The organism is Paenibacillus sp. 2KB_20 (genome assembly GCF_052115765.1).
GTDB lineage: Bacteria > Bacillota > Bacilli > Paenibacillales > Paenibacillaceae > Paenibacillus_AQ.
Genome location: NZ_JBFRHH010000005.1, coordinates 228,050 through 248,630, shown reverse-complemented (window position 1 = coordinate 248,630; position 20,581 = coordinate 228,050). Strand labels below are relative to the sequence as shown.

Below are 20,581 nucleotides of genomic sequence, written 5' to 3'. Positions count from 1 at the left end.
ATGGCGAAAAAACAGTTTAAAGCTGAGTCCAAACGGCTGCTCGAGATGATGATCAACTCCATCTATACGCAGCGTGAAATTTTTCTGCGTGAGCTGATTTCAAATGCCAGCGACGCGATCGACAAGATTTACTATAAAGCGCTGACCGACGACAACTTGACCTTTAACAAAGAAGATTACTACGTTAAGATTACCGCAGATAAAGCAAACCGTACGCTGACCATTACCGACACGGGGATCGGGATGAAAAAGGAAGACCTCGAGAACAACCTCGGCATCATTGCGAAGAGCGGTTCCCTTGCATTCAAGAGTGAGAACGAAGCGAAGGACGGCCACAACATTATCGGCCAGTTCGGCGTTGGCTTCTATTCGGCTTTCATGGTTGCCGATGTCGTTACCGTGACCAGCAGAGCCCTCGGCAGCGACGAAGCATTCAAGTGGGAATCGGAAGGCGCGGATGGATATACCATTACGCCGGCCGAGAAGGATTCTGTCGGAACCGAGATCGTGCTGAAGATCAAAGAGAACACGGAAGACGATCAGTATGACGAGTATTTGGAAGAATATCGTCTAAGAGCGATCATCAAAAAGTACTCGGACTTCATCCGTTATCCGATCAAGATGGATGTGAAAACGCAGCGTCCGAAAGAAGATTCCGAGAATGAGTTCGAAGAAGTTCAGGAAGAGCAGACCATCAACAGCATGGTGCCGATCTGGCGCAAGAATAAAAGCGAGCTGACCGACGCGGATTACGAGAATTTCTACAATGAGAAGCGCTACGGCTTCGATAAACCGCTCAAGCACATTCATGTCAAAGCGGACGGCGCTGTTGTATACAACGCGATTTTGTTCATTCCCGAGAATACGCCATTCGATTATTACACCAAGGAATACGAGAAAGGGCTTGAGCTGTATTCCAACGGCGTCCTGATCATGGACAAATGCGGCGACCTTCTGCCGGATTACTTCAGCTTCGTGAAAGGGATGGTCGATTCCGAGGATCTGTCGCTGAACATCTCCCGCGAGATGCTCCAGCATGATCGTCAGTTGACGCTGATCGCGAAGAACATCAAGAGCAAAGTGAAAAGCGCGCTGCAGGGCATGATGAAGGACGAACGAGACAACTATGAGAAGTTCTTCGCCTCCTTCGGCAGAGGTCTGAAATTCGGCGTCTACAACGATTATGGCATGAACAAGGAAGATCTTCAGGATCTGCTGCTGTTCACTTCCTCCAAGGAGAAGAAGCTGGTTTCGCTGGATGAGTACGTATCGAGAATGCCGGAGGATCAGAAGTATATTTATTATGCTTCCGGTGATTCCATCGACCGGATCGAGAAGCTCCCGCAGACGGAAATGGTGCTCGATAAAGGTTATGAAATCCTGTACTTCACCGATGATGTTGATGAGTTTGCGATCAAGATGCTCATGAAATACAAGGAGAAGGAATTCAAGTCGGTATCCAGCGGCGATCTTGGCCTCGATTCCGAGGCGGACAAACAGGAGAATGAAGCCGAAGAGAACGACAATAAGGAACTGTTTGAAGCCATGGGCAGCCTCTTGGCCGGCAAGGTGAAATCCGTTAAAGCTTCCAAACGATTGAAATCCCATCCGGTATGCCTGTCCACGGAAGGTGATGTCTCGATTGAGATGGAGAAAATCCTGAAGTCGATGCCGAACGGACAGGATATCCAAGCCGACAAGGTGCTGGAGATTAACACGAATCATGAGGTGTTTAAATCTCTGAAAGCTCAGCAAGCGGATGAGGATAAGCTGAAGCTTTACACGAATCTGCTGTACAATCAGGCGCTGCTGATCGAAGGCTTGCCGATTGCCGATCCGGTGGAATTTACGAACGATATTTGCAAAATCATGGTGTAACCGGCGCAGCTGGATTATAAGATAATAACAAACAAACCTGAAACTCTGGTGTAAGGTACCAGGGAATCGGGTTTGTTTTTTTGTACATCTAATCTCAGTGCAGTGTAGATCGTTACACCACGTCCGCGGCAAGATCCGATAACAATCCGTTCTCGGCTGCCAGGCCTAAAAGGTCGTACACCGATACTGGGAACATCGGAAAGCCGACATAGTATGGGGTGATGGCATATAGCGGATAGAAGATGACCAGTGACTTATCCGCAAGATAGAAGTCCTGGTTCGGCGAAACGGTAACCGGACGGTTCTCCAGCACGGGAATGCCGCGTTCCTTGATCTGACGGATCACCTCGACGGCCAAGATGGCTTGATAGCCCGAGCCTGGGCGGAACAGATCGGATAAGGCATAGGATTTTCCGGTGGCCGTGGCAAAGGTCAGGCCTTTCGTCACCGTATACCCGTGCGCCATATGTTCGGAGTAGGTATAGTTCGTCAGCACGAGGCTAAGAATGCCGCGCTCGTTCGTTTTGATCTCAAAGGTGCCCGTCGTTTGCGGGTTGGTGCCGGTCTGAACCTTCTGCTGTTCTCGCTGCATGTCCTGGATTTGAAGAATAATGACCCGGTTGATGGCTTCTTCCGCCCCCGGATTCATGAGGCCGTATACCTGCGGATAATGAATCACGAGACCAGGTGCCGTATGCGTAAGGGTATGGATACTTACCGGGGGTACATATTGCGCCATACGTACAATCGCTCCAATCTAACATCAGATACGTTAGCCTATTCGGAAGCGGACGCAGAGGTTACGAAGCTGGCAGGAGCGGAGACTTGAGACTTGGAGGCTTCTAAGGCTCCGTCAACCCGGCAGAAGGGCTTCGGATAGGCAGAACGCTCTAATGCGAAAGAACGCTCCAATGCGACAGCGGTAGTCCAAGGCCGCGGGCGTGTTTGTTGTAAATCAGCTAGCCTTCACTCCTTGTCTGTAACGCCAGACGTAAGCAATCTTCTTACAAAGATCGTGAATATGACTAAGGAAACGACTACCGATGCTGCTGTAACCGTGAACAAATACGTATAGCCGATACGCTCGGAAACCAAGCCGAGTATAATGGCGCCAAGTCCGATGCCGAGATCGAATGCCGTCATGAACGAGGCGTTGGCTGCCCCTCTCCGGTTCTCCGGAGCAATGCGCAGGGTCGCTGCTTGAAGCGCGGGCTGGGCCGAGCCGAAGCCGATACCGTACAGAATGGCGGCCGTAATCAGCCCGGTCAATCCGTTTGACATACTTAAGACGATCAGAGCCGCCGCCGTCACGACAAGGGACGGAATGATGACAGCCGCTTCGCCGAAACGGTCCGACAGCTTCCCGGCAAAGGGTCTGATCAAGGTAAGAGCGACGGCGTACACTAGGAAAAAGGTTCCCGGATTGACCCGGATGGACTCTGCAAACAGCGGGAGGAAGGTCGTGATCCCTCCGTATGCGACAGCCAGGAAAAAGATTGCGACCGTGACAGGGAGAACGGATTTCTCGACTAACTGAATTCGCCCTGCCGACGGTTTGGCTTGATAAGGGGCTCTGGTCATGTAGGCCAGTATGAAGGCAATCAGAGAGAGTCCGGTAGCGACAAGAAACAACGTCCGAAACGAATACCCGCTGACGATAAAAGTACCCAGCATGGGGCCGATGGCCATCGCAACCGTCATCGCCATACCGTACCAGCCCATGCCTTCCCCGCGGCGGGAGGTCGGGATTAAATCCGTAATGACCGTTCCGATGGAGGTTGTCGAGAAAGCCCAGCTCGCGCCATGCAAGATCCGCAGCGCAAGCAGAAGCAGAATGCTGCCAACCCAATCGTAGAGATACATCGAAAGAACAAAGAAGATAAGACCCCAAACGTAAAAAGCTCTTCTGCCGTATCGGTCCACCAATCCCCCGACCATCGGGCGAAAGACGACCGCCGTCAGCGTGAACGCACCGGCCGCCAAGCCCACCTGGGATTCGGAGCCGCCTAAATGCTTGATATACAGCGGAAGCGTTGGCAGCAGCAGATAGAAGCCCGTAAACAGAAATAACATCCCGACCGTCATCTGAATAAACGGTTTCGTCCATAAACGTTCCATCCTGTATCCCTCCTTATTTCGAATTTCTCAATGTGAAAACATCTGGACGCTAGTCTTCTTCGGATTTAACAGTCGATATTTCTTTCCGGATCCACTCGATATTCGTCATTCCTATCTGCTTCCGGTGATCGAGTACCCGTAGCAATTGAAGCCGCTGTTTCTCAGGATCAGGTTTATAAAAAGTGATCTCCGCTTCAAAGTCCGTCACGTGTTTCAGGTTGGTCTCCAGATAAATCAAATACTGCTCTAGACAATCGAGCCGAACCTTTTTCGGAACATACCGGAAATAGACCATTTTAAAATGGAATATCTGCTCCGTATCCATGTTGTATTCCAGGGGGTTCTTCATGAGCTCGAGAAACTTCTTCCGTCCGGAATCGGTGATCCCGTAGATTTTGCGGGGGCGTTTGCCTCCGCCGGATTCGTCCAGACGAAGATGGATCCACTCGTGATCCACCATCCGTGAGAGCAGGGGATATAACGTTCCGGAACTAATCTGACGGTAAGGACCACCTGCATTTTTTAATATCTCTTGAAGCATATACCCGTGTTTATCCCCGGTCATCAATTCACCCAACACAAAAATTTCATACATATGAGCTCCTCCAACAATATGTCGTTACGATATAAATATATATCGTAACGACATAAATATGCAATACCTGGAAAAGATTTTTTGCAATCGTTCTCCAAACGACGGTAACTATGACATGGCGCTCTAAGATAGTGATAGATGAAGTGAAGCAAGAGGAGCGATACATTTAATCTGCGTCAGACACAAAAAATAGGAAGAGAGGGATTAGCGGTTTAAAACGGAGTCTTATAAAAACTGATCCCTGTTAGAACTACCAGCTTAGAGGGGACCTAACAAATGAAGCCGATCTGAGTAGGATCGGCCGAAGAGTGCGCGAGGGGGATGGAGGTCAATTGCAAATTGAGGAATATAGCAGACTAGGATTCGTGGTGCACAGCAGGGAGTAAATGCATGCGTTCGTATAGGTGGGCAGTGCCCAGCATAAGCCTTAAGGGTTTTACTTCTTACTTTACAGTCCGCCTGCGTTTTTCCCATGACTTTCACCTTGTTGTCCGTTGTTCTTCTCGACATAATCCAAATGTTGAAACCCCCAGGTGCACATGTCGGTCAGAACGCTGCCCAAGCTCTTTCCGTGCTCCGAGATGGAATACTCTACTTTGGGCGGAATCTCCTGATATACCTTGCGTACGACCAGCCCATCCTGTTCCAGTTCGCGGAGCTGATTTGTGAGCATGCCTTGGGTCACGCCCGGAAGCAGACGCCGGAGCTCACCGAACCGTTTGGTTCCGTCCTGCAGCAGTATAAACAAAATCAGCGGTTTCCACTTGCCTCCAATTAATTGCAGCGTTGTCAGGATGCCTTCGGTGTTAGGCCGTTCATGATCGCTTGTTCTCATATTCTCATCTCCCATAGGAAGGGTGTCAATCGGTCTTTGTTCATGTGATGTTAGTAATGTAGCACAGTATTCCGTTTAAACCCAGTACTATTCTTATTCGTACTTAGTATGTTTTATCGTACTATGCATGGGATGAATAGGTACGCTAAAACCGACTAAGTACATAAAAAGAGCGTACTTTTCAACGAAGCCGATCCGAAACATAATGGGGGTGTCAAACAAACCAAATGAGACAGGAGAGACCTGAATATGAAAATCATGGTGATTGTGGCTCACCCGAATTTAGACAACTCGCGTGCGAATCGAGTGCTGATGCAGAACAGCAGGCTGTATGCGAATGGAAATGTAGATATCCGGGATCTTTACAAGGAGTATCCGGACTGGAATATCGATATCGAGCGCGAGCAGCAGCTTCTTCTTCAGTATGATCGGGTGGTGTTCCAATTCCCTTTTTACTGGTACAGCTGCCCGCCCCTGCTGAAGAAATGGTTCGATGACGTGCTGACCTTCGGCTGGGCGTTCGGGCCGGAGGGCAACAGCCTGAAGGGCAAAGAATTCATGCTGGCCACGACGGCAGCAGGCGCAGAACAAGGGTATCGTGCAGGCGGGGACAATTGGTATACCGCCAGTGAGCTGCTGCGGCCAATTCAAGCCACGTTGAAACGGTGCAAAGTCCAATATCTTCCGGCCTTCGTGACCTATAACGTGGAGCGGGTGAGCGATGAAGCACTTCGGGCGGAGGCCGACAGGTATGCGGAGCAGGTTCTTGCACCTGCAGTTGTGGAAAGTCGATACTGAGGCATGCTTGGCCGTTACCGAAGACATTGGCTCTTGCCGGTTGAAACCATAAAGGGCATGATGGAGTCATGCGTTAGCATGACCTGAAGTCGTACCTATGCCCTTTTGGGGGCCCACTACTATTAGCTCGAGGCAGCTTCATAAGCACATGCGCACCAAATTGGAGGGAGGAAGTTTTATGACGATTGATGAAGATATTCATTTGGAGCCCTATGACAAGCAGTGGGCGGATCGGTTTTGCGACGAACACCAGACGTTAATCAGGGAGATCGGCCCTTATACGTCCGCCATCGAACATTTCGGAAGTACATCCGTACCGGGGATGACGGCTAAACCCATCATCGATATTCTGGTAGGCGTGGAGAACGTGTTGCATACGAATGAAATCATCCCCAAACTGACCGCTATGGGTTACGACGACTTGGGAGAAGCCGGGATTCCCGGCCGTTTATACCTGCGCAAAAGAGGTAAGCATGCCTATAATGTTCACATTGTGTTATACCGTGGCGACATTTGGAATCATAACATCATCATCCGGGAGTACTTGCGAGCACATGCCGTGGAAGCCGAGCGTTACAGTGAGATCAAACGGCGTATCGTTTCGCAAGGAACCCGGACCCTGCTCCGATACTCCGATGAGAAGAATGCGTTCGTTGAGCAGCTTCTTGCTAGAGCGAAAGTATGGATGAATGGTGTGCAATCCGAATAAGCGTCTGGTAACTCTATCCTCCATTCATGGCCTTGCACTGCTTTCGGTAAGCGGAAGGGGTGAGGCCATGAAATTTTTTGAACGTCTTGCTGAAATGGACATAGTCCGAGAAGCCGACGCGGTAGGCCGTTTCCTCGGCGGAAAGCTCAGACTCCGCCAGCAATTCCCTCGCTTTTTCCATGCGAACCTGCACCAAGTATTTCACGAAGTTCATATTTGTTTCGCTCTTGAAGGTACGGCTTAGATACGTGACCGACATCCCCACTGAATCAGCCACCTCCTGTAAGGACAAATCCTCCATCGCGTAATTCTCTTCAATGTATCGCTTGGCTTTCTGAATATTGTGGCGAGACCCTAGATTTCGGGAACCCTTAATCAGCGTCAGCATTTCCTTGATCTTATCCTCGATTTGATGCCGGCAGGCCATGGGATTGTCCTGCGGCCATTGATCCTCGCCGATATCCATTGCAAGAAGCAAACCGCGTTCTTCAAGCGCAGCCAGCAGATCCTGCATCAGCATATGAGAATATCTTGATAAGCTCACCTCTTCGGGTCCCCTCGTCTCAAAAAGAGCCATGATCTGGCGGATTTGTTCCAATGCTCCCTGCTCATCGGCAGAATACAGCAGCTGGGCGAGCCTGGCTTTATGGCGCTGCTGCGCAAGCGTCCATTCCGTCTGCCGGGAGAATCGCGCTTTCCGGTTATCCAGCTCCCTGCAGGCACGTTCCAGTGTTGTATGGAACTGCGCCGGGTCGATGGGCTTCAGCAGGAAATCCGATGCGCCATAGCGCAGGGCCTGACGTGCAAATTCGAAGTTGTCGTGGCCCGAGAGGATAATAAAATGCATCTGTGGATGGGATTCCCGGACACAGCGGATAAATTCCAGTCCATCCATTTCAGGCATGCAAATGTCGGTCACGATAATATCGGGCCGGCTGTTCTCTAGCATCTGCAGGGCTTCAACCCCGTCTTCGGCTTCGCCGGTGACCACAATTTGAAGACCGGACCTCTCAACAAGCTTTCGCAAACTCAAATGAATGGCGTATTCGTCATCAATCATCATTAACCGGTACATGGTGTCCCTCCTCGTTAGTCCTATACGGCAGTCTAATCTCAAATATCGTGCCTTCCAAGAGCACGGACTCCACAAGATGCAGGCCATACTCGTCACCGAAGGTAAGCTGAAGTCTTTGATGCACGTTCAAGAGCCCGATGCCGCTCGTGGGTTCCTCCCCGCCGTTTCGCAGCATGCCTTCACCTGGCTTCTCCCGGGTTTGCAGGATGCTGCTGATCTGCCACAGCGTTTCCGCTGCCATGCCAATTCCCTTGTCACGGATCATGATGGCAAAATAGCCCGCCTCTGCACGGGTGCTTATCCCGAGGTAGCTTGGCTTCTTGCCTCGGTATCCGTGTATGAACACATTCTCTACGATCGGCTGCAGCGTCAGTCTGACGGCATTTACGCGATCCAGGTCCCGTTCGTTCACATCCATATCAATCTGGAGTCTGCGGAAACGGGCGCTTTGAAGATCGAGATAATACTGGACATGCGTCATCTCCTCCCGCAGCGGTACGACAGACCCGGCATGGCCGATATTGTAACGGAACATATGGGCCAGCGCCCGCGTCATGCGACTGATCTCCATATGATCGTCCGCAATGGCATATGAATTAATAATCTCCAGTGAATTGTACAAAAAATGCGGGTTGATGTGGGACTGCATGGAGCGGAGCTCGGATTCCTTCTGCTTGATCATGAGCTCCCGTTCCTTCAGTTGGGAATCCTGGACCTCCCGAATCAGCCGCTTCAGCTCTCCCGTCATGCTGTAAAAGCTCTGGAATACGGCGGTCATTTCATTGTTGCGGAACCGGTTCATTTTGGTAGGAAGCACAAAATCACCCCGCTCGACGCGGGCCATCAACTTCTGGAGCATGGATAGCGCTCTCGTCAAGGAGAAGGAGAATCCGCCTACAAGCGCCAATGCAATGATCAAGAGAATGGCTGCGGCCGCAAGCGAGTAATTACGCTGGGTGATCAAACCGCCGATGAGATTGTTCAGCGGCAGGTCGGCGACGACCGTCCAGCCAGTGATCTGTGAGCGTTCATGCAGGACCATCTTTTCGGTGCTGGAAGCTGCGTCTTGATGCCGGAAGAAGGAGGAGTCCCGGTTTTGAATATGCGTTAACAGCCCCGGTTCGACTTGGGTTCCGACCCGACTCGGATCCGGGTGGTAGATCATCTGCCCATCCGTGCCCATGATCCAGACGTCAAAGCCGCCCAGCGAATCATTAGAGCAGATGGCTCCGATTTGCTTCAGATTGAGATCGACAATCAATAAGCCTTTATAGAGAAAGGAAGAATTGTCATAGAGCTTCCGGGCCACGGTAAGGGCTGGCGTGTTTCCTACCCGGCTGAGGCCGATGATTTGAAAATCGTTGAATTGATCCAGCTGCGCTTGAAAGGAACGGTTGCGTTTGCGGATTTCACTCATATCGAGCAGCCCCGGCGCGCTTTCGTAATCGGTGATTTGTCTCTTGTTCTCGGCGACGAGCGAAATTCCGATAATATCGGACCGGCCGTAGATCATCTGGGCAAACAAGTCGTCCTCGACTTTTTTGGCAAGCTGAAAGTACGCATAGGGGGTAAGCTGGGTGGTCGAGAGAAATTGCTGGATTTGCGGGTTGTGGATAAAGGGATAGGTGGAGTTCTCCAGATTGGAAATATACGAATCCAGTGAGACGTTGGTTTGCTCGATGATACGCTTGTTAGCGCCTGCGGCAAACTGTTCAATCGCTTCGGTAGACGACTGGTACCAGAAGCTGCCAAGCAGAAAGAAGGGGAGGCCAATGAATAGGATGATCAGAACGAACAAACGTTGGTTAATGGTCAGATTACCGGTGGAAACGCCTTGGATGTTCATCGCTCTTCCGCCTTCCTCGCATTGAAGTAGGGAACTTGAGACTCCCACGGCAAAGCCGCAAGCTGACACCTTCGGTATCATTGGGATTCTTGGGTGGTAGTCGGTCGTGCATTTCTGCTAACCGTAGTTCCCCCAAGTTCAGGGCTGTCTCATCAGCCCGTCCTAAGACAGTGCATATAGCATCTTAGGCTGACAGACTGTTCCCATCTGCCACAGGTTGATTCATGATATTGATCGCTCCAACCCGATCACGATGAGCGTGGAATCCGCATGAGCATTCGTACCTTCTGTCTTTTGCTTTGTTCTTCTCCCCACAGGCAGGACAAGATTGCGAAGTGTAGGGCAGGATCTACCTCCACAACCTTAATGCCGACAAGCTTTGCTTTGTAGAAGATGAATTGCCCAAGCTGATAGAATGTCCAACTATGCAGATTCTTTGCGTTTTTGCGGCTTGTTCTTGCCGTCTTGCGAATATTCTCTAGTCGTTCAAGCTTGATGATTGACACACCTTCCTGGGCGGCTGTATCGACAATTTGCCGACTAATCTTATGGTTTTGATCTTTCATCCAACGTTGCTCTTTATGACCTAGCTTACGAATGGCAGACAATTTTTTGAGTTTTCCTAATTTACGCCTACGTTGCTCATGCTTTCTTCGTATGTACTTGTTTTGTCTGCCGTTTCCAAAGAATCGGGTTTTACCTGTAGAAGTTACAGAAACAGCAGGAACTTTTAAACCAAGATCAATTCCCATGATGTTTTCGTTGCTTGTTACACTTGTTGGCACTTCTACCGAAATTTGAGCGTACCATTTCCCTGACTTTTCAATGATACGCATCAATCCAAGTTTAGCTGTTCTTAACAGCTCCATATCTCTTCTAGTCGCTGTAGCACGAAACGTTGTTTTCTTCGTCTTTTCATCTACAACGATAGGGAAAGCAACTGTATTTTCGGATACCGTGTAGTTTTGATTGTTAACGAAATATACAGGTTTTTTAAGAATGGGACGAACACCAAGTTTCTTGATTTTACTGAAAACACTTTTGGCATCACGAATCGCTTGATTACAAACCGCAGGCGGAAGAATGGTTTCTACATCTTTTGTAGTCATTTTCGGAAATGCCCCCAGTTGTTCAGCCCGTTCGGTTAGTTGATTGACTACCCGAATGTACTCATTTCCCAATTGACCTAGAATGGCTGGTTGATCAGGAAATATGCGTATCTTAACGGTTAAAACTTGCATGTGTTCACCCCCTTTTCTTTTGTTCTTCAACATAACGCTTTACGGTTTCGCTTGATACGTTTCCAGCTGTACTAACGAAAAAAGAACGTGTCCACAGACTAGGCAAATGAGCAAGATGCTCAAACTTCTGCCTTAATATTCGAGAGGTCACTTCTTTCACTTTTGCCATAACGTCTGATGAAGAATCGGTGGGAAGACAGTTCAGGAACAGATGGACATGATCGGGCATCACTCCCATTTCCACAATAATCCAGTTATTCTGATGGCATATTTCAGCTAATAGCTCCTTGAATCGAATTTCCACTTGTTTTACTAACACTTTTCTTCGATAACGAGGGCAGAAAACAAAATGATAGTTAATGAGAGATACCGTCGTAGCTGTACGTCTATATTCTTGTCCCATAAAACAATTCTATCAGTTCAACCGCACAACTGAAACGATTAAACAAAAAGAAAAGCACACACGCACACGTGCTATGTGTTTGCCCTTCCCATCCATGAAGGGATGTTCTGGCAAAGCCGACTGAAAGCCCACGATTAAAACCGTGGGCTTTCAGTCGGCAATCAATGTAAGGAACATTGTAGCAAAAAAACACAAGTTGTAAATAAAAAACCATGATGCCGCAGCAAGAAATCACAAGTGGGCTAAGAAAGCACATGGGCGCATTCGGTCTTTATCAACTACAATCGCATTAATCCATTTCAAACAATAGGGGGCGAGGATTTGTGAAAAAGAGAAAAGGGCTTTACAGCTGGTTAACGGCCTTATTGCTGATAACCGTTATAGTAAGCGGTTGCAGCAATGCGGATGAAGGAAAGGGCGGTACTGCCACACCCGGTACCGGAGGCGATGAAGGGAAAAAGGTAGAAATCCTGCTCGGGTATTATTCCAGCGACAGCTCCGATACGAAGATGAAGGAGCTGATCGAGCAGTTCGAAAAACAGCATCCGAACATTAAGGTGAAGACGCAAAGCGCGCCATACGGGCAGTTCTATCAGAAGCTGGATACGCAAATCGCGGCCGGCCAAGCGCCGGACGTATGGCTGTCCGACGGCGTCTACGTCATGAAATACGCCCAACGGGGCGCCGCTAAGGATCTGACGGATTGGATCGCAAGAGACCTGAAAGCCGACGAGTACTACGGCCTCGATTTTAATAAGGACGCGGACGGGCGCTATTGGGGCGTGCCGCAGGGCATTCAGGTCGGCGTGCTGTTTTACAACAAGGAGCTGTTTGATAAAGCAGGCGTAACGTATCCTTCGGATGAATGGACCTGGGACGACCTGAAATCGTCGGCAGCCAAGCTGACGGTGGATGCCGGTGGAAAAACCGCCGAGGACAGCGGGTTTGACGCTGCAAGCGTGAATCAGTTCGGGCTGACGTTCTTCAGCATTACCGAAGGCTGGTTCTCCGTGATGAAATCCTACGGCGGCGGTGTCCTTGACGAGAAAGCGGAGAACTCCATCATCAATTCGCCGGAGAATAAGCAGGCGTTCGAATGGATGGTCGACGGCATGCAGCGCGGCATCATTACGGATCCGGTCGACCTGAAGAGCTTCCAGAGCAATACCGCCGTGTTCCCAAGCGGATCTGCAGCCATGCGGATCGGCATCTATGCCCGGGTGCAGGCAGCGAATGAAGCCGGCCTGAATTACGATGTGACGCTGCTGCCGAAGGGACCTGATGGCAAGCGAGTATCCCCGGTCATCGCCAACTCATGGGTGATTAATCAGAAGTCGAGCGACGAGAAAGCCGAGGCTGCCTGGGAGTGGATTAAATACTGGGCTACGGAAGACGATGTGCAGAAGCAGTGGACTGAACTGGGTGAAGCCGTGCCCGTCAAAAAATCCGTAGCGGAATCCGAAGTGTTCCTCAAGGCGGGAGAGCAGCCGGCTAACCGCCAGGCCTTCCTGGATAGCCTGGAGTTCGCACAGACACTCGACAATAACGCGGTCTGGGAAGAATGGGTAGGCAAATTCAACGAACATGCGGAGCGTGCCTTCCTTGGGGATGCAACTATCGATCAAGCGCTCAGCGAAGCGGATGCTGCCGTTCAATCGATTCTCGATGATTTTTATAAAAAATAAAACAAGGGTGGAAGAAAGGCGGGAGTGAAATGGGCAATACATTAAACGACAATGCAGCACTCAAAGCCGATCCGATGCCGCACGGAAAGCCCGCCCGAAAACGGAAATGGGATCATGAGGGGAGATGGGGGCTGCTCATGGCCTCCCCCTATTTTCTCCACTTTATCATCTTTGTGGCAGGTCCTCTCGCCGCATCCCTGTACTTCAGCTTTTCCGATTACGATATGCTGAATCCGCCCGAGTGGAGCGGACTGGATAATTTCCGGCGCATGGCCGAGGATTCGATGTTCTGGCGTTCTCTGTGGAACACCTTGTATTTTGCGGTTCTGTTCGTACCGCTCCAGACTTTTCTCGCTTTAGTACTGGCTGTCGCGCTAAACCAGCGTTTGAAAGGGCTTAAATGGTTTCGAATGGCCCATTTTATTCCGGTGATCTCCTCATGGACCGTCATCCTGTACGTCGCCGACGCCATATTCAACCCTCGCTTCGGTCTGGCGAACACGCTGCTTGCCAAGCTGGGGCTGGAAGGGCAAGGCTGGCTGCAGGATCCGAAGCTGGCCATTCCGCTGCTTGTCTTCATCGCGGTCTGGAAAGGGATCGGCTATATTATGGTCATTTATCTGGCGGGTCTGCAGAGCGTTCCCGGGGATCTGTATGAAGCCGCGGAGATCGACGGCGCAGGAGCTCTGCGCAAATTCCGCTACATTACGGTTCCGTTGATCTCGCCGACCACGTTCCTGGTTGTCATTATGAGCACGATTTCCACCTTCCAGGCATTTGAACAGATTTATGTACTAACCGGCAGAGGCGACATCAGCTCGGCGGGAGGCCCGAATAACTCCAGTCTGGTCATGATGCTGTATTTATATCGTGAAGGGTTCACGTTTATGAGGATGGGTTATGCTTCCGCCATTGCCTGGGTGCTGTTCATGATCCTCTTCCTATTGACGCTGATACAGCTCAGGGGTCAGAAGAAGTGGGTGCACTATGACTGATCAAGCAGTCAAGATGGAACTGCAGATGTGGAACCGCATCGGAGGAAGGAGGAACCTCACATGAGAAGAAAGCTGCTGGGAAAAAGCATCGGTTACGTGCTGATCGGGATCAGCTCGCTCATCATGATCGTGCCGTTTCTGTCGGCGCTCATGAATTCATTGAAAACCTATAAGGAATATACAACCGTTCCGCCCCGCTGGATTCCCGAGGTATTCCAATGGTCTAACTACGCGCAGGTGTTTCAGCTTGGGAATATTGGCGGCTACACGTTAAACAGCATCTTCGTAGCCGTATTGTCCGTCGTCGGGGCCCTGATCTCCTGCTCGATGGTCGGTTATGCGTTCGCAAGGCTGCGCTTTCCGCTAAAAAGCGCGCTGTTCGTGATGGTGCTGGGAACGATGATGATTCCGGCGGTGGTCATCATCATCCCGCATTTTATCATTTTTAATAAGTTGAACATGCTGGATACGCTCACGCCGCTGTGGATTATCGAATGGTTGGCTCAGCCGTTTGGCATTTTCCTCATGCGACAGGCTTTTATGAATATACCCAAAGAGTATGAGGAAGCGGCCAAGATGGAGGGCTGCAATCCGTTCCAGATTTATCTGCGGATCTTTATTCCGATGGCCAGGCCTACGCTGGCGACGCTGGCGATCTTTACATTCATGGGCAAGTGGAACGAGATTTTGACGCCTGTCATTTATTTGACCTCGAACGAAAAGTATACGCTGCCCATCGGCATTCTCTCCTTATCAGGCCAATGGACCGGCAATGAACAGCTTATGATCGCGGCCGCACTGGTCAGTCTCGTTCCGATTCTGCTGGTATTCCTGTTTGCCGAGAAATATTTTGTGCAGAACCACAATATGGCCGGGATTAAATAATGGAGTGTTATCATCGGCCCGGGAAGGGGCCATGTCTGTGAAGGAAAGGATGAAAGACAAGATGAAAATAGCGGCATTCAGCGGATCGTTAATCGATTACAGCATCCATGAAGCGATGTCGATCACGGCCGGGCTTGGTTTCGACGGAATCGAAATTGCCTGCCGCGAACCGCACTTAAGTCCGGAAGCTTCGCTGCCGCGGGTTCGCGAAATGAAGGCTGTTGCGGAAGTTCATGGCTTGGAGATTCCGGCATTGGCAGGTTATATGGGATATTTCTCGACAAGCGGAGATGCGGAATGCGCTGAGGCTTATGATCAGTTTATGGGCCTGCTTGAACGCGCGGTGATGTTGGAGGCGGGCATGATCCGGATCTTTCAGGGAGGGCCGAATGCCTTTCTGGCGGAGGATTATCATTATGCCAAGGCGGCTTTCTGGATTCGGAAATGCGCGGAAGAAGCCCGTGCTGCGGGAAAACGGATCGTGTTGGAGATTCACAACCAGAGTCTGGTGGAGACGACGGACAGCGCACTGCGGTTGCTGGATTTGATCGGTGACGATCAGGTTGGCCTGATTCATGATGCAGGGAATATGTACATCACAGACACGGAATTTGGGGAAGAGTCGGTCCGGCAGCTCGGAAGCCGGTTGTTTCATGTGCACATTAAGGATGAACGGCGGATCAGCCAAGTGGGCGCGCCGGGAACGTTCAAGAATTTGACCCGTCACGGAGAAGAGTTCTTCCTGCAGTGCCGCCTTGGCGAAGGAGAAGTGGATCATGTAGGGCTGCTCAAGGGACTACGGGAACAGCGGTACGCAGGTTGGCTTACGCTGGAATGTGCAGCACCCTATCCGCCGAAGGAACGGCTCGCTTATGATCTGTCGGTCATCAAGGAATGGCTGCAGGCTGTGGAGGTGTCGACAAGATGACGGGGAAAGCGCGGAAATTTGGAATCATTGGCTGTCAGCATGCCCACATCGGCATGTTTATCGAGGAGATGCTGGCCCTGGGCTACGAATGTGCAGGAGTATACGAACCGGATAATAAGCCGTTAGCCCGTACTCTTGCCGACCGGTACGGCCTGGAACTTACGTGGGATCGGGAATCGCTGCTGAGCGATAAAGGAGTGAGTGTTATCGGCTGCGCGGCCATTAACCATGAGAAGATGGATGTCATTGAGCTGTGCGAGCTCCATGGCAAACCAATCATGATCGACAAGCCCGCCGTGACGGATCGGGCGGGGCTGACCCGGCTGCGCAGCGTTCTGGAGCGGGGAAGGATCGAGGTAGGCATGATGCTCACCGAGCGCTTTCGTCCTTCCCTGCATACCGTTCAGCGGATGATCCGGGCGGGTGAATTGGGGGACATTGTCCATATCTCGATGCGTAAACCGCATCGGCTGAATGCGGAAGCTCGACCGGCCTGGCATTTTGACAAGTCACAATCCGGGGGCATCATTAACGATCTCTTCGTGCACGATTTTGACCTGTTACGGTGGCTGACGGGCCGGGAAGTGGAGACGACATCCGGTTATCTGGCGAAGAATATACTGCCTGAACATCCGACCTTCTATGATACGGCCGGCGTGCAGGTATTCATGGCTGGCGGCATAACGGCTCAGCTTTACGCGGATTGGCATACACCGGCAGGCTGCTGGACATGGGGAGACGGACGGATATTCATTACGGGGACGCACGGCATTGCGGAAATTCGGCTGGAAGGTGATCCTTTATTATCGAGCAATGAGGTTGCGCTTGTGATCACCGATCAGGAGCTGCGCTCTTTGCCTTTGGCACCGCCTCCCCTCTCCCTTGCACAGGATTTCCTGAGCCGGGTGGAGGGGGAAGAGGGCATCATCACGCATGACGATATTTATAAAGCCTCGGAGGCTACGGTAACGGCCGATGAGGAGGCACGGATCCTGATTCGGGAATAGGGAAAAGCATGCGGTTTCGCTGCAAACTGAACGTAACGAGGAGGCGTAGGATACATGACGGAGGAAACATTGCCGGTTCGATTCGGAATTATTGGCTGCGGAATTATTGCCGACATTCATGCACAGGGCATTTTGAACACGGAGGAAGCCGTGCTTGCCGCCGTATTTGATACGAAACGGGAATCTGCGGTCAAGCTGACTGCAAAGTACGGAGGAGATATCTGCGATACATTGGAAGAACTGCTGGCACGCGAGGATGTGGAGGTTGTCTGCATCTGCACGCCAAGCGGCATGCACGCAGAGCAGACGGCGATGGTCGCCCGGGCGGGCAAACATGTGCTGGCGGAGAAGCCGATGGCGATCAAGCTTGACGATGTCGAGCGCATGATTAAGGTATGCGCGGAGAATGGGGTGCTGCTCGCAACCGTCTTTCCGAGGCGAATGTCCCCACAGGCAGGGTATGCCCGCCAGGTCATTCAAGAAGGGCGCCTCGGAAAGCTCAGTTTATGCTCGGCGTATGTCATGCTCTACCGCGATCAAGCCTATTATGACAGCGCAGGCTGGCGCGGGACTTGGACGATGGACGGCGGCGGGGCGATGATGAATCAGGGAATACACACGGTGGATATGCTGCAATGGCTCGTTGGACCCGTTGCATCCTTGTCCGCCAAAGCCAAAGCCGTGCTGCGAAATATCGAAGTCGAAGATACCGTTATTGCTGCGCTTGAATTTGAAAGCGGCGCGCTCGGCGTCATGGAGATCACGACGACAGCCTGCGACGGGAAAGGGCAGCGGCTGGTCATCCATGGAGAGAAGGGTGTGATCGTCATTGAAGAAGATACGATCGTATCTCTTGAGATCGATGGCCAGCAAGTTCAGCTGCCTGAATTCGAACCGTTTAAAGTTATACCTGACGGACACCGGCTGCAAATTCGAGATATGGCGCTTGCCGTTCGCGAAGGCCGCAAGCCTGTAGTCACCGGGAAGGACGGCCGACATTCATTGGAGATTATTCTTGGCACATACGAAGCTTCCCGGCAGCACAAGGAAATCAAACTGCAGACCGAAACACCGGTATTGTAGGGGATGGAGGTGACTTTATGATGTCTCAGCGCAGCATAAAGCCTGTTCTTGAAGACGTTCAAGATCAACTGAAGGTCCACGTTTATGACCAGCGCGAAGCGATGGGGAAAGCGGCGGCCGCCGATATCCGCGCGGCCATGCAGCGCCTTCTGGCAGAGAAAGAGCGCATTCGCATCGTCTTTGCGGCTGCCCCATCCCAGAATGAATGCCTTGCGGCGCTGGTTCAATCGGAAGGGTTGGACTGGAGTCGGGTCACGGCTTTTCATATGGATGAATACATCGGCCTTCCTCCGTCGGCACCGCAGCGGTTCGGGAACTTTTTGTCTCGGCAGCTGTTTGATCTGGTATCTCCAGGAGAGGTGCATTTGATCGACGGTTTGAATGATCCTGAGGCGGAGTGCGACAGATACAGCGGATTGATTACCGCTGCGCCGATCGATATGGTGGTCCTGGGTATTGGCGAGAACGGGCATATCGCCTTCAACGATCCGCCCGTTGCCGATTTTGCGGATCCGTTATGGGTAAAGCGGGTAAAGCTGGACGAGGATTGCCGCCGACAGCAGGTGAATGACGGCTGTTTCGCAAGCTTGGAGGAGGTTCCGGAATACGCCCTTACGCTCACCATTCCGGCGTTAATGTCAGGTGCCCATCTGTTCTGCGTCGTTCCGGGTGCAAGCAAGCGGGCAGCGGTACAAAGGACGCTGCACGGCGATATACACGAGGCCTGTCCTGCCAGCATTCTTCGAAGGCATGCGGATTGCAAGCTGTACGTGGACCGGGAGTCGTATGGGGAAATCCGGAATGGATAGCCATACCCTTGTTCGTGTCGGCCGTCATTACGCAACAGGTGAGCGGATAAAGCTAACATGGACTCCTGACGGCCGGATCGAGCAGATACTTCCGCACGATGGTGACGAGGACACCTGGATCGCTCCCGGACTTGTTGATCTTCAGATTAACGGCGGGTACGGCCATGATTTCAATTCCTTGCCGCTCACAACGGAGACGGTTATCCAGGCAACCCGGCGTTTATGGGAAAAGGGTATAACGCTTTACTACCCAACCGTCATTACCAATGGCGATGAAGAGATCGAACATTTGCTGCGGGTTATCGACGCCGCTTGCCTGGAGGATGAAGCGGTCGGTTCAACCATTGGCGGAATTCATTTGGAGGGCCCCTTTCTTTCTCCGGAAGAAGGGCCCAGGGGAGCGCATGATTCCCGGTACATCAAAGCGCCCGATTGGGCGTTGTTTACAAGATGGCAGGCGGCATCGGGAAATCGGATCCGGATCGTGACGCTATCGCCAGAGTGGCCGGAAGCTGCCAGGTTTATCCGGTCGTGCGTAGAGTCAGGGATCACGGTATCGATCGGGCATACCGCCGCGACGCCTGCGCAAATTCGAGTAGCCGTGGAAGCAGGAGCGACGATGTCCACTCATCTTGGCAATGGCGCGCATTTGACGCTGCCGCGCCATCCGAACTATATATGGGAGCAGCTTGCGCAAGATCAGCTGTGGGCAGGGATAATTGCGGACGGGTACCATCTGCCGGACTCGGTCATCAAAGTGATGCTCCGCGCCAAGTCGTCCAAGGCGCTGCTCGTCAGCGATGCCGTCTATTTAAGCGGTATGCCGCCAGGCGAATACGAGACCCATATCGGCGGCAATGTCGTATTAACACCCGAAGGCCGATTGCATCTCGCCCGCAAGCCCGAGCTGTTGGCCGGTTCGGCCATGATGCTTGCCGATGCGGTATGGCGGCTGGCTCAGTCGGGGCTGTGCACGTTTCCTGAAGCTTGGGACATGGCTTCAACGCTGCCAGCGCAGGCGATGGGGAAAGCAGACCATTATGGATTAAAGAGAGGGGCGCAGGCCGACTTCGTGGTGTTGGAGAAGGAAGAGGGAAGTCTTCGCATTGTGGAGACGGTCAAGGGAGGCCATTCGGTTTACCAAAGGGAATGTTAGATGTTAAAATATAGAAAACGAAACCGAAAAACCCAGATTGCGATCTGGTTTTTTTTCCTTATCACGGAACAAGGCGGAGAGATGACATGACATTGAAATGGAGAGTTCCCATTATGCGTAAAATCTCAGCATGGACGTTTATTCTGCCTATTCTCTTATTCACAATTGAGATTTTATTTGTCCGCGACGGGCACTGGTTTCACTATTACGGACTTCTGTCCACTGTCTTTCTTCCACCATTCGGGATCGCGCTATCCATACGTTCCTATGGAATAACAGACTCGAACAAGGACCTGCTATTAATAGCCTGCAATGTGCTTGCGTTATTCTCTTATTTTATCTACACTTTTTTAGGATATCTAATGCTGGGTCCATAGGAGGGCATGTTGGTGTACCAACATAGAGGCAGCTATGGGTAAGTTATTGATCATCGAATATCTATTGGTTGGCGGGGTCTATAGCCTTTATCAGTGGAGGGAATGGGAATTATCTCGGGAACAATATGAATCCGATCGGTTCGCATAAGATGAGGCTC

General features: G+C 51.4%; 18 protein-coding genes and 1 pseudogene. 11 read left to right on the top strand and 8 right to left on the bottom strand.

From position 1 onward, the window contains the following. A complete protein-coding gene (htpG, locus tag AB4124_RS15725) occupies positions 1–1,878 on the top strand; it encodes a molecular chaperone HtpG (RefSeq protein WP_441973428.1) in 1,878 nt (625 codons plus the stop codon). A gap of 112 nt (positions 1,879–1,990) precedes the next feature. Here the strand turns inward: htpG and AB4124_RS15720 are convergent, their stop codons facing one another. The 4 genes from AB4124_RS15720 to AB4124_RS15705 form a co-directional block, all read right to left on the bottom strand. Then, positions 1,991–2,617 carry a DUF3298 domain-containing protein gene (locus AB4124_RS15720; RefSeq protein ID WP_441973427.1) on the bottom strand — a complete coding sequence of 209 codons (627 nt, stop codon included), beginning with the start codon at positions 2,615–2,617 and terminating at the stop codon, positions 1,991–1,993. A gap of 227 nt (positions 2,618–2,844) precedes the next feature. Next, positions 2,845–3,996: an MFS transporter gene (locus tag AB4124_RS15715; RefSeq protein ID WP_339271009.1), complete on the bottom strand. Its 1,152-nt coding sequence runs from the start codon at positions 3,994–3,996 to the stop codon at positions 2,845–2,847. Positions 3,997–4,045: 49 nt separating this feature from the next. Continuing rightward, entirely contained in the window at positions 4,046–4,591 is a 546-nt protein-coding gene (locus AB4124_RS15710) for a PadR family transcriptional regulator (RefSeq protein ID WP_441973426.1), read from the bottom strand. 448 nt (positions 4,592–5,039) lie between these two features. Next, positions 5,040–5,426, bottom strand: a complete 387-nt coding sequence (locus AB4124_RS15705) for a winged helix-turn-helix transcriptional regulator (RefSeq protein ID WP_076322847.1) — start codon at positions 5,424–5,426, stop codon at positions 5,040–5,042. Between the two features lie 249 nt (positions 5,427–5,675). Here AB4124_RS15705 and AB4124_RS15700 point away from each other — a divergent pair, with 249 nt between their 5' ends. Together AB4124_RS15700 and AB4124_RS15695 are read left to right on the top strand one after the other, a co-directional pair. After that, entirely contained in the window at positions 5,676–6,224 is a 549-nt protein-coding gene (locus AB4124_RS15700; protein WP_441973425.1) for an NAD(P)H-dependent oxidoreductase, read from the top strand. Between the two features lie 178 nt (positions 6,225–6,402). After that, entirely contained in the window at positions 6,403–6,933 is a 531-nt protein-coding gene (locus AB4124_RS15695) for a GrpB family protein (protein ID WP_441973424.1), read from the top strand. Positions 6,934–6,946: 13 nt separating this feature from the next. Here AB4124_RS15695 and AB4124_RS15690 read toward each other — a convergent pair whose 3' ends face one another. The 4 genes and pseudogenes from AB4124_RS15690 to tnpA all read right to left on the bottom strand — a co-directional run bounded on the left by AB4124_RS15690 (position 6,947) and on the right by tnpA (position 11,498). Continuing rightward, entirely contained in the window at positions 6,947–8,008 is a 1,062-nt protein-coding gene (locus AB4124_RS15690; RefSeq protein ID WP_441973423.1) for a response regulator, read from the bottom strand. Further along, complete coding sequence (locus tag AB4124_RS15685) at positions 7,986–9,854, bottom strand: sensor histidine kinase (RefSeq protein WP_441973422.1); 1,869 nt, start codon at positions 9,852–9,854, stop codon at positions 7,986–7,988. The genes AB4124_RS15690 and AB4124_RS15685 overlap by 23 nt, the downstream gene beginning before the upstream one ends. A 184-nt stretch (positions 9,855–10,038) precedes the next feature. Then, positions 10,039–11,095 (bottom strand): annotated as a pseudogene (locus AB4124_RS15680) (RNA-guided endonuclease InsQ/TnpB family protein). Between the two features lie 4 nt (positions 11,096–11,099). Beyond that, entirely contained in the window at positions 11,100–11,498 is a 399-nt protein-coding gene (gene tnpA, locus AB4124_RS15675) for an IS200/IS605 family transposase (RefSeq protein WP_441973421.1), read from the bottom strand. 323 nt (positions 11,499–11,821) lie between these two features. Between tnpA and AB4124_RS15670 the strand changes: the two genes are divergently transcribed. From AB4124_RS15670 to AB4124_RS15635, 8 genes are all read left to right on the top strand, one after another. Beyond that, the gene (locus tag AB4124_RS15670; RefSeq protein ID WP_076322854.1) at positions 11,822–13,183 is read left to right on the top strand and encodes an ABC transporter substrate-binding protein; all 1,362 of its coding nucleotides are present in this window, start codon (positions 11,822–11,824) and stop codon (positions 13,181–13,183) included. Between the two features lie 29 nt (positions 13,184–13,212). After that, positions 13,213–14,178 carry a carbohydrate ABC transporter permease gene (locus tag AB4124_RS15665; protein WP_215163803.1) on the top strand — a complete coding sequence of 322 codons (966 nt, stop codon included), beginning with the start codon at positions 13,213–13,215 and terminating at the stop codon, positions 14,176–14,178. Between the two features lie 60 nt (positions 14,179–14,238). Continuing rightward, a complete protein-coding gene (locus AB4124_RS15660) occupies positions 14,239–15,063 on the top strand; it encodes a carbohydrate ABC transporter permease (protein WP_076322856.1) in 825 nt (274 codons plus the stop codon). A gap of 61 nt (positions 15,064–15,124) precedes the next feature. Continuing rightward, positions 15,125–15,991, top strand: a complete 867-nt coding sequence (locus tag AB4124_RS15655) for a sugar phosphate isomerase/epimerase family protein (protein WP_441973568.1) — start codon at positions 15,125–15,127, stop codon at positions 15,989–15,991. After that, the gene (locus tag AB4124_RS15650; RefSeq protein WP_441973420.1) at positions 15,988–16,998 is read left to right on the top strand and encodes a Gfo/Idh/MocA family protein; all 1,011 of its coding nucleotides are present in this window, start codon (positions 15,988–15,990) and stop codon (positions 16,996–16,998) included. Before AB4124_RS15655 ends, AB4124_RS15650 begins: the two co-directional genes overlap by 4 nt. Before the next feature lie 54 nt (positions 16,999–17,052). Beyond that, a complete protein-coding gene (locus AB4124_RS15645) occupies positions 17,053–18,081 on the top strand; it encodes a Gfo/Idh/MocA family protein (RefSeq protein ID WP_441973419.1) in 1,029 nt (342 codons plus the stop codon). 17 nt (positions 18,082–18,098) lie between these two features. Next, complete coding sequence (locus AB4124_RS15640; RefSeq protein WP_441973418.1) at positions 18,099–18,890, top strand: glucosamine-6-phosphate deaminase; 792 nt, start codon at positions 18,099–18,101, stop codon at positions 18,888–18,890. Continuing rightward, on the top strand, positions 18,883–20,046 hold the full coding sequence (locus AB4124_RS15635; protein WP_441973417.1) for an N-acetylglucosamine-6-phosphate deacetylase: 1,164 nt from the start codon (positions 18,883–18,885) through the stop codon (positions 20,044–20,046). The genes AB4124_RS15640 and AB4124_RS15635 overlap by 8 nt, the downstream gene beginning before the upstream one ends. Positions 20,047–20,581: the final 535 nt, after the last annotated feature.

Bases quoted from the DNA above. Each gene is read 5' to 3' on its own strand.
- htpG (WP_441973428.1), top strand. From the start codon at position 1: ATGGCGAAAAAACAGTTTAAAGCTGAGTCCAAACGGCTGCTCGAGATG.
- AB4124_RS15720 (WP_441973427.1), bottom strand. From the start codon at position 2,617: ATGGCGCAATATGTACCCCCGGTAAGTATCCATACCCTTACGCATACG.
- AB4124_RS15710 (WP_441973426.1), bottom strand. From the start codon at position 4,591: ATGTATGAAATTTTTGTGTTGGGTGAATTGATGACCGGGGATAAACAC.
- AB4124_RS15700 (WP_441973425.1), top strand. From the start codon at position 5,676: ATGAAAATCATGGTGATTGTGGCTCACCCGAATTTAGACAACTCGCGT.
- AB4124_RS15690 (WP_441973423.1), bottom strand. From the start codon at position 8,008: ATGTACCGGTTAATGATGATTGATGACGAATACGCCATTCATTTGAGT.
- AB4124_RS15695 (WP_441973424.1), top strand. From the start codon at position 6,403: ATGACGATTGATGAAGATATTCATTTGGAGCCCTATGACAAGCAGTGG.
- AB4124_RS15645 (WP_441973419.1), top strand. From the start codon at position 17,053: ATGACGGAGGAAACATTGCCGGTTCGATTCGGAATTATTGGCTGCGGA.
- AB4124_RS15640 (WP_441973418.1), top strand. From the start codon at position 18,099: ATGATGTCTCAGCGCAGCATAAAGCCTGTTCTTGAAGACGTTCAAGAT.
- AB4124_RS15705 (WP_076322847.1), bottom strand. From the start codon at position 5,426: ATGAGAACAAGCGATCATGAACGGCCTAACACCGAAGGCATCCTGACA.
- AB4124_RS15660 (WP_076322856.1), top strand. From the start codon at position 14,239: ATGAGAAGAAAGCTGCTGGGAAAAAGCATCGGTTACGTGCTGATCGGG.
- AB4124_RS15665 (WP_215163803.1), top strand. From the start codon at position 13,213: ATGGGCAATACATTAAACGACAATGCAGCACTCAAAGCCGATCCGATG.
- AB4124_RS15715 (WP_339271009.1), bottom strand. From the start codon at position 3,996: ATGGAACGTTTATGGACGAAACCGTTTATTCAGATGACGGTCGGGATG.
- AB4124_RS15635 (WP_441973417.1), top strand. From the start codon at position 18,883: ATGGATAGCCATACCCTTGTTCGTGTCGGCCGTCATTACGCAACAGGT.
- AB4124_RS15685 (WP_441973422.1), bottom strand. From the start codon at position 9,854: ATGAACATCCAAGGCGTTTCCACCGGTAATCTGACCATTAACCAACGT.
- AB4124_RS15650 (WP_441973420.1), top strand. From the start codon at position 15,988: ATGACGGGGAAAGCGCGGAAATTTGGAATCATTGGCTGTCAGCATGCC.
- AB4124_RS15655 (WP_441973568.1), top strand. From the start codon at position 15,125: ATGAAAATAGCGGCATTCAGCGGATCGTTAATCGATTACAGCATCCAT.
- tnpA (WP_441973421.1), bottom strand. From the start codon at position 11,498: ATGGGACAAGAATATAGACGTACAGCTACGACGGTATCTCTCATTAAC.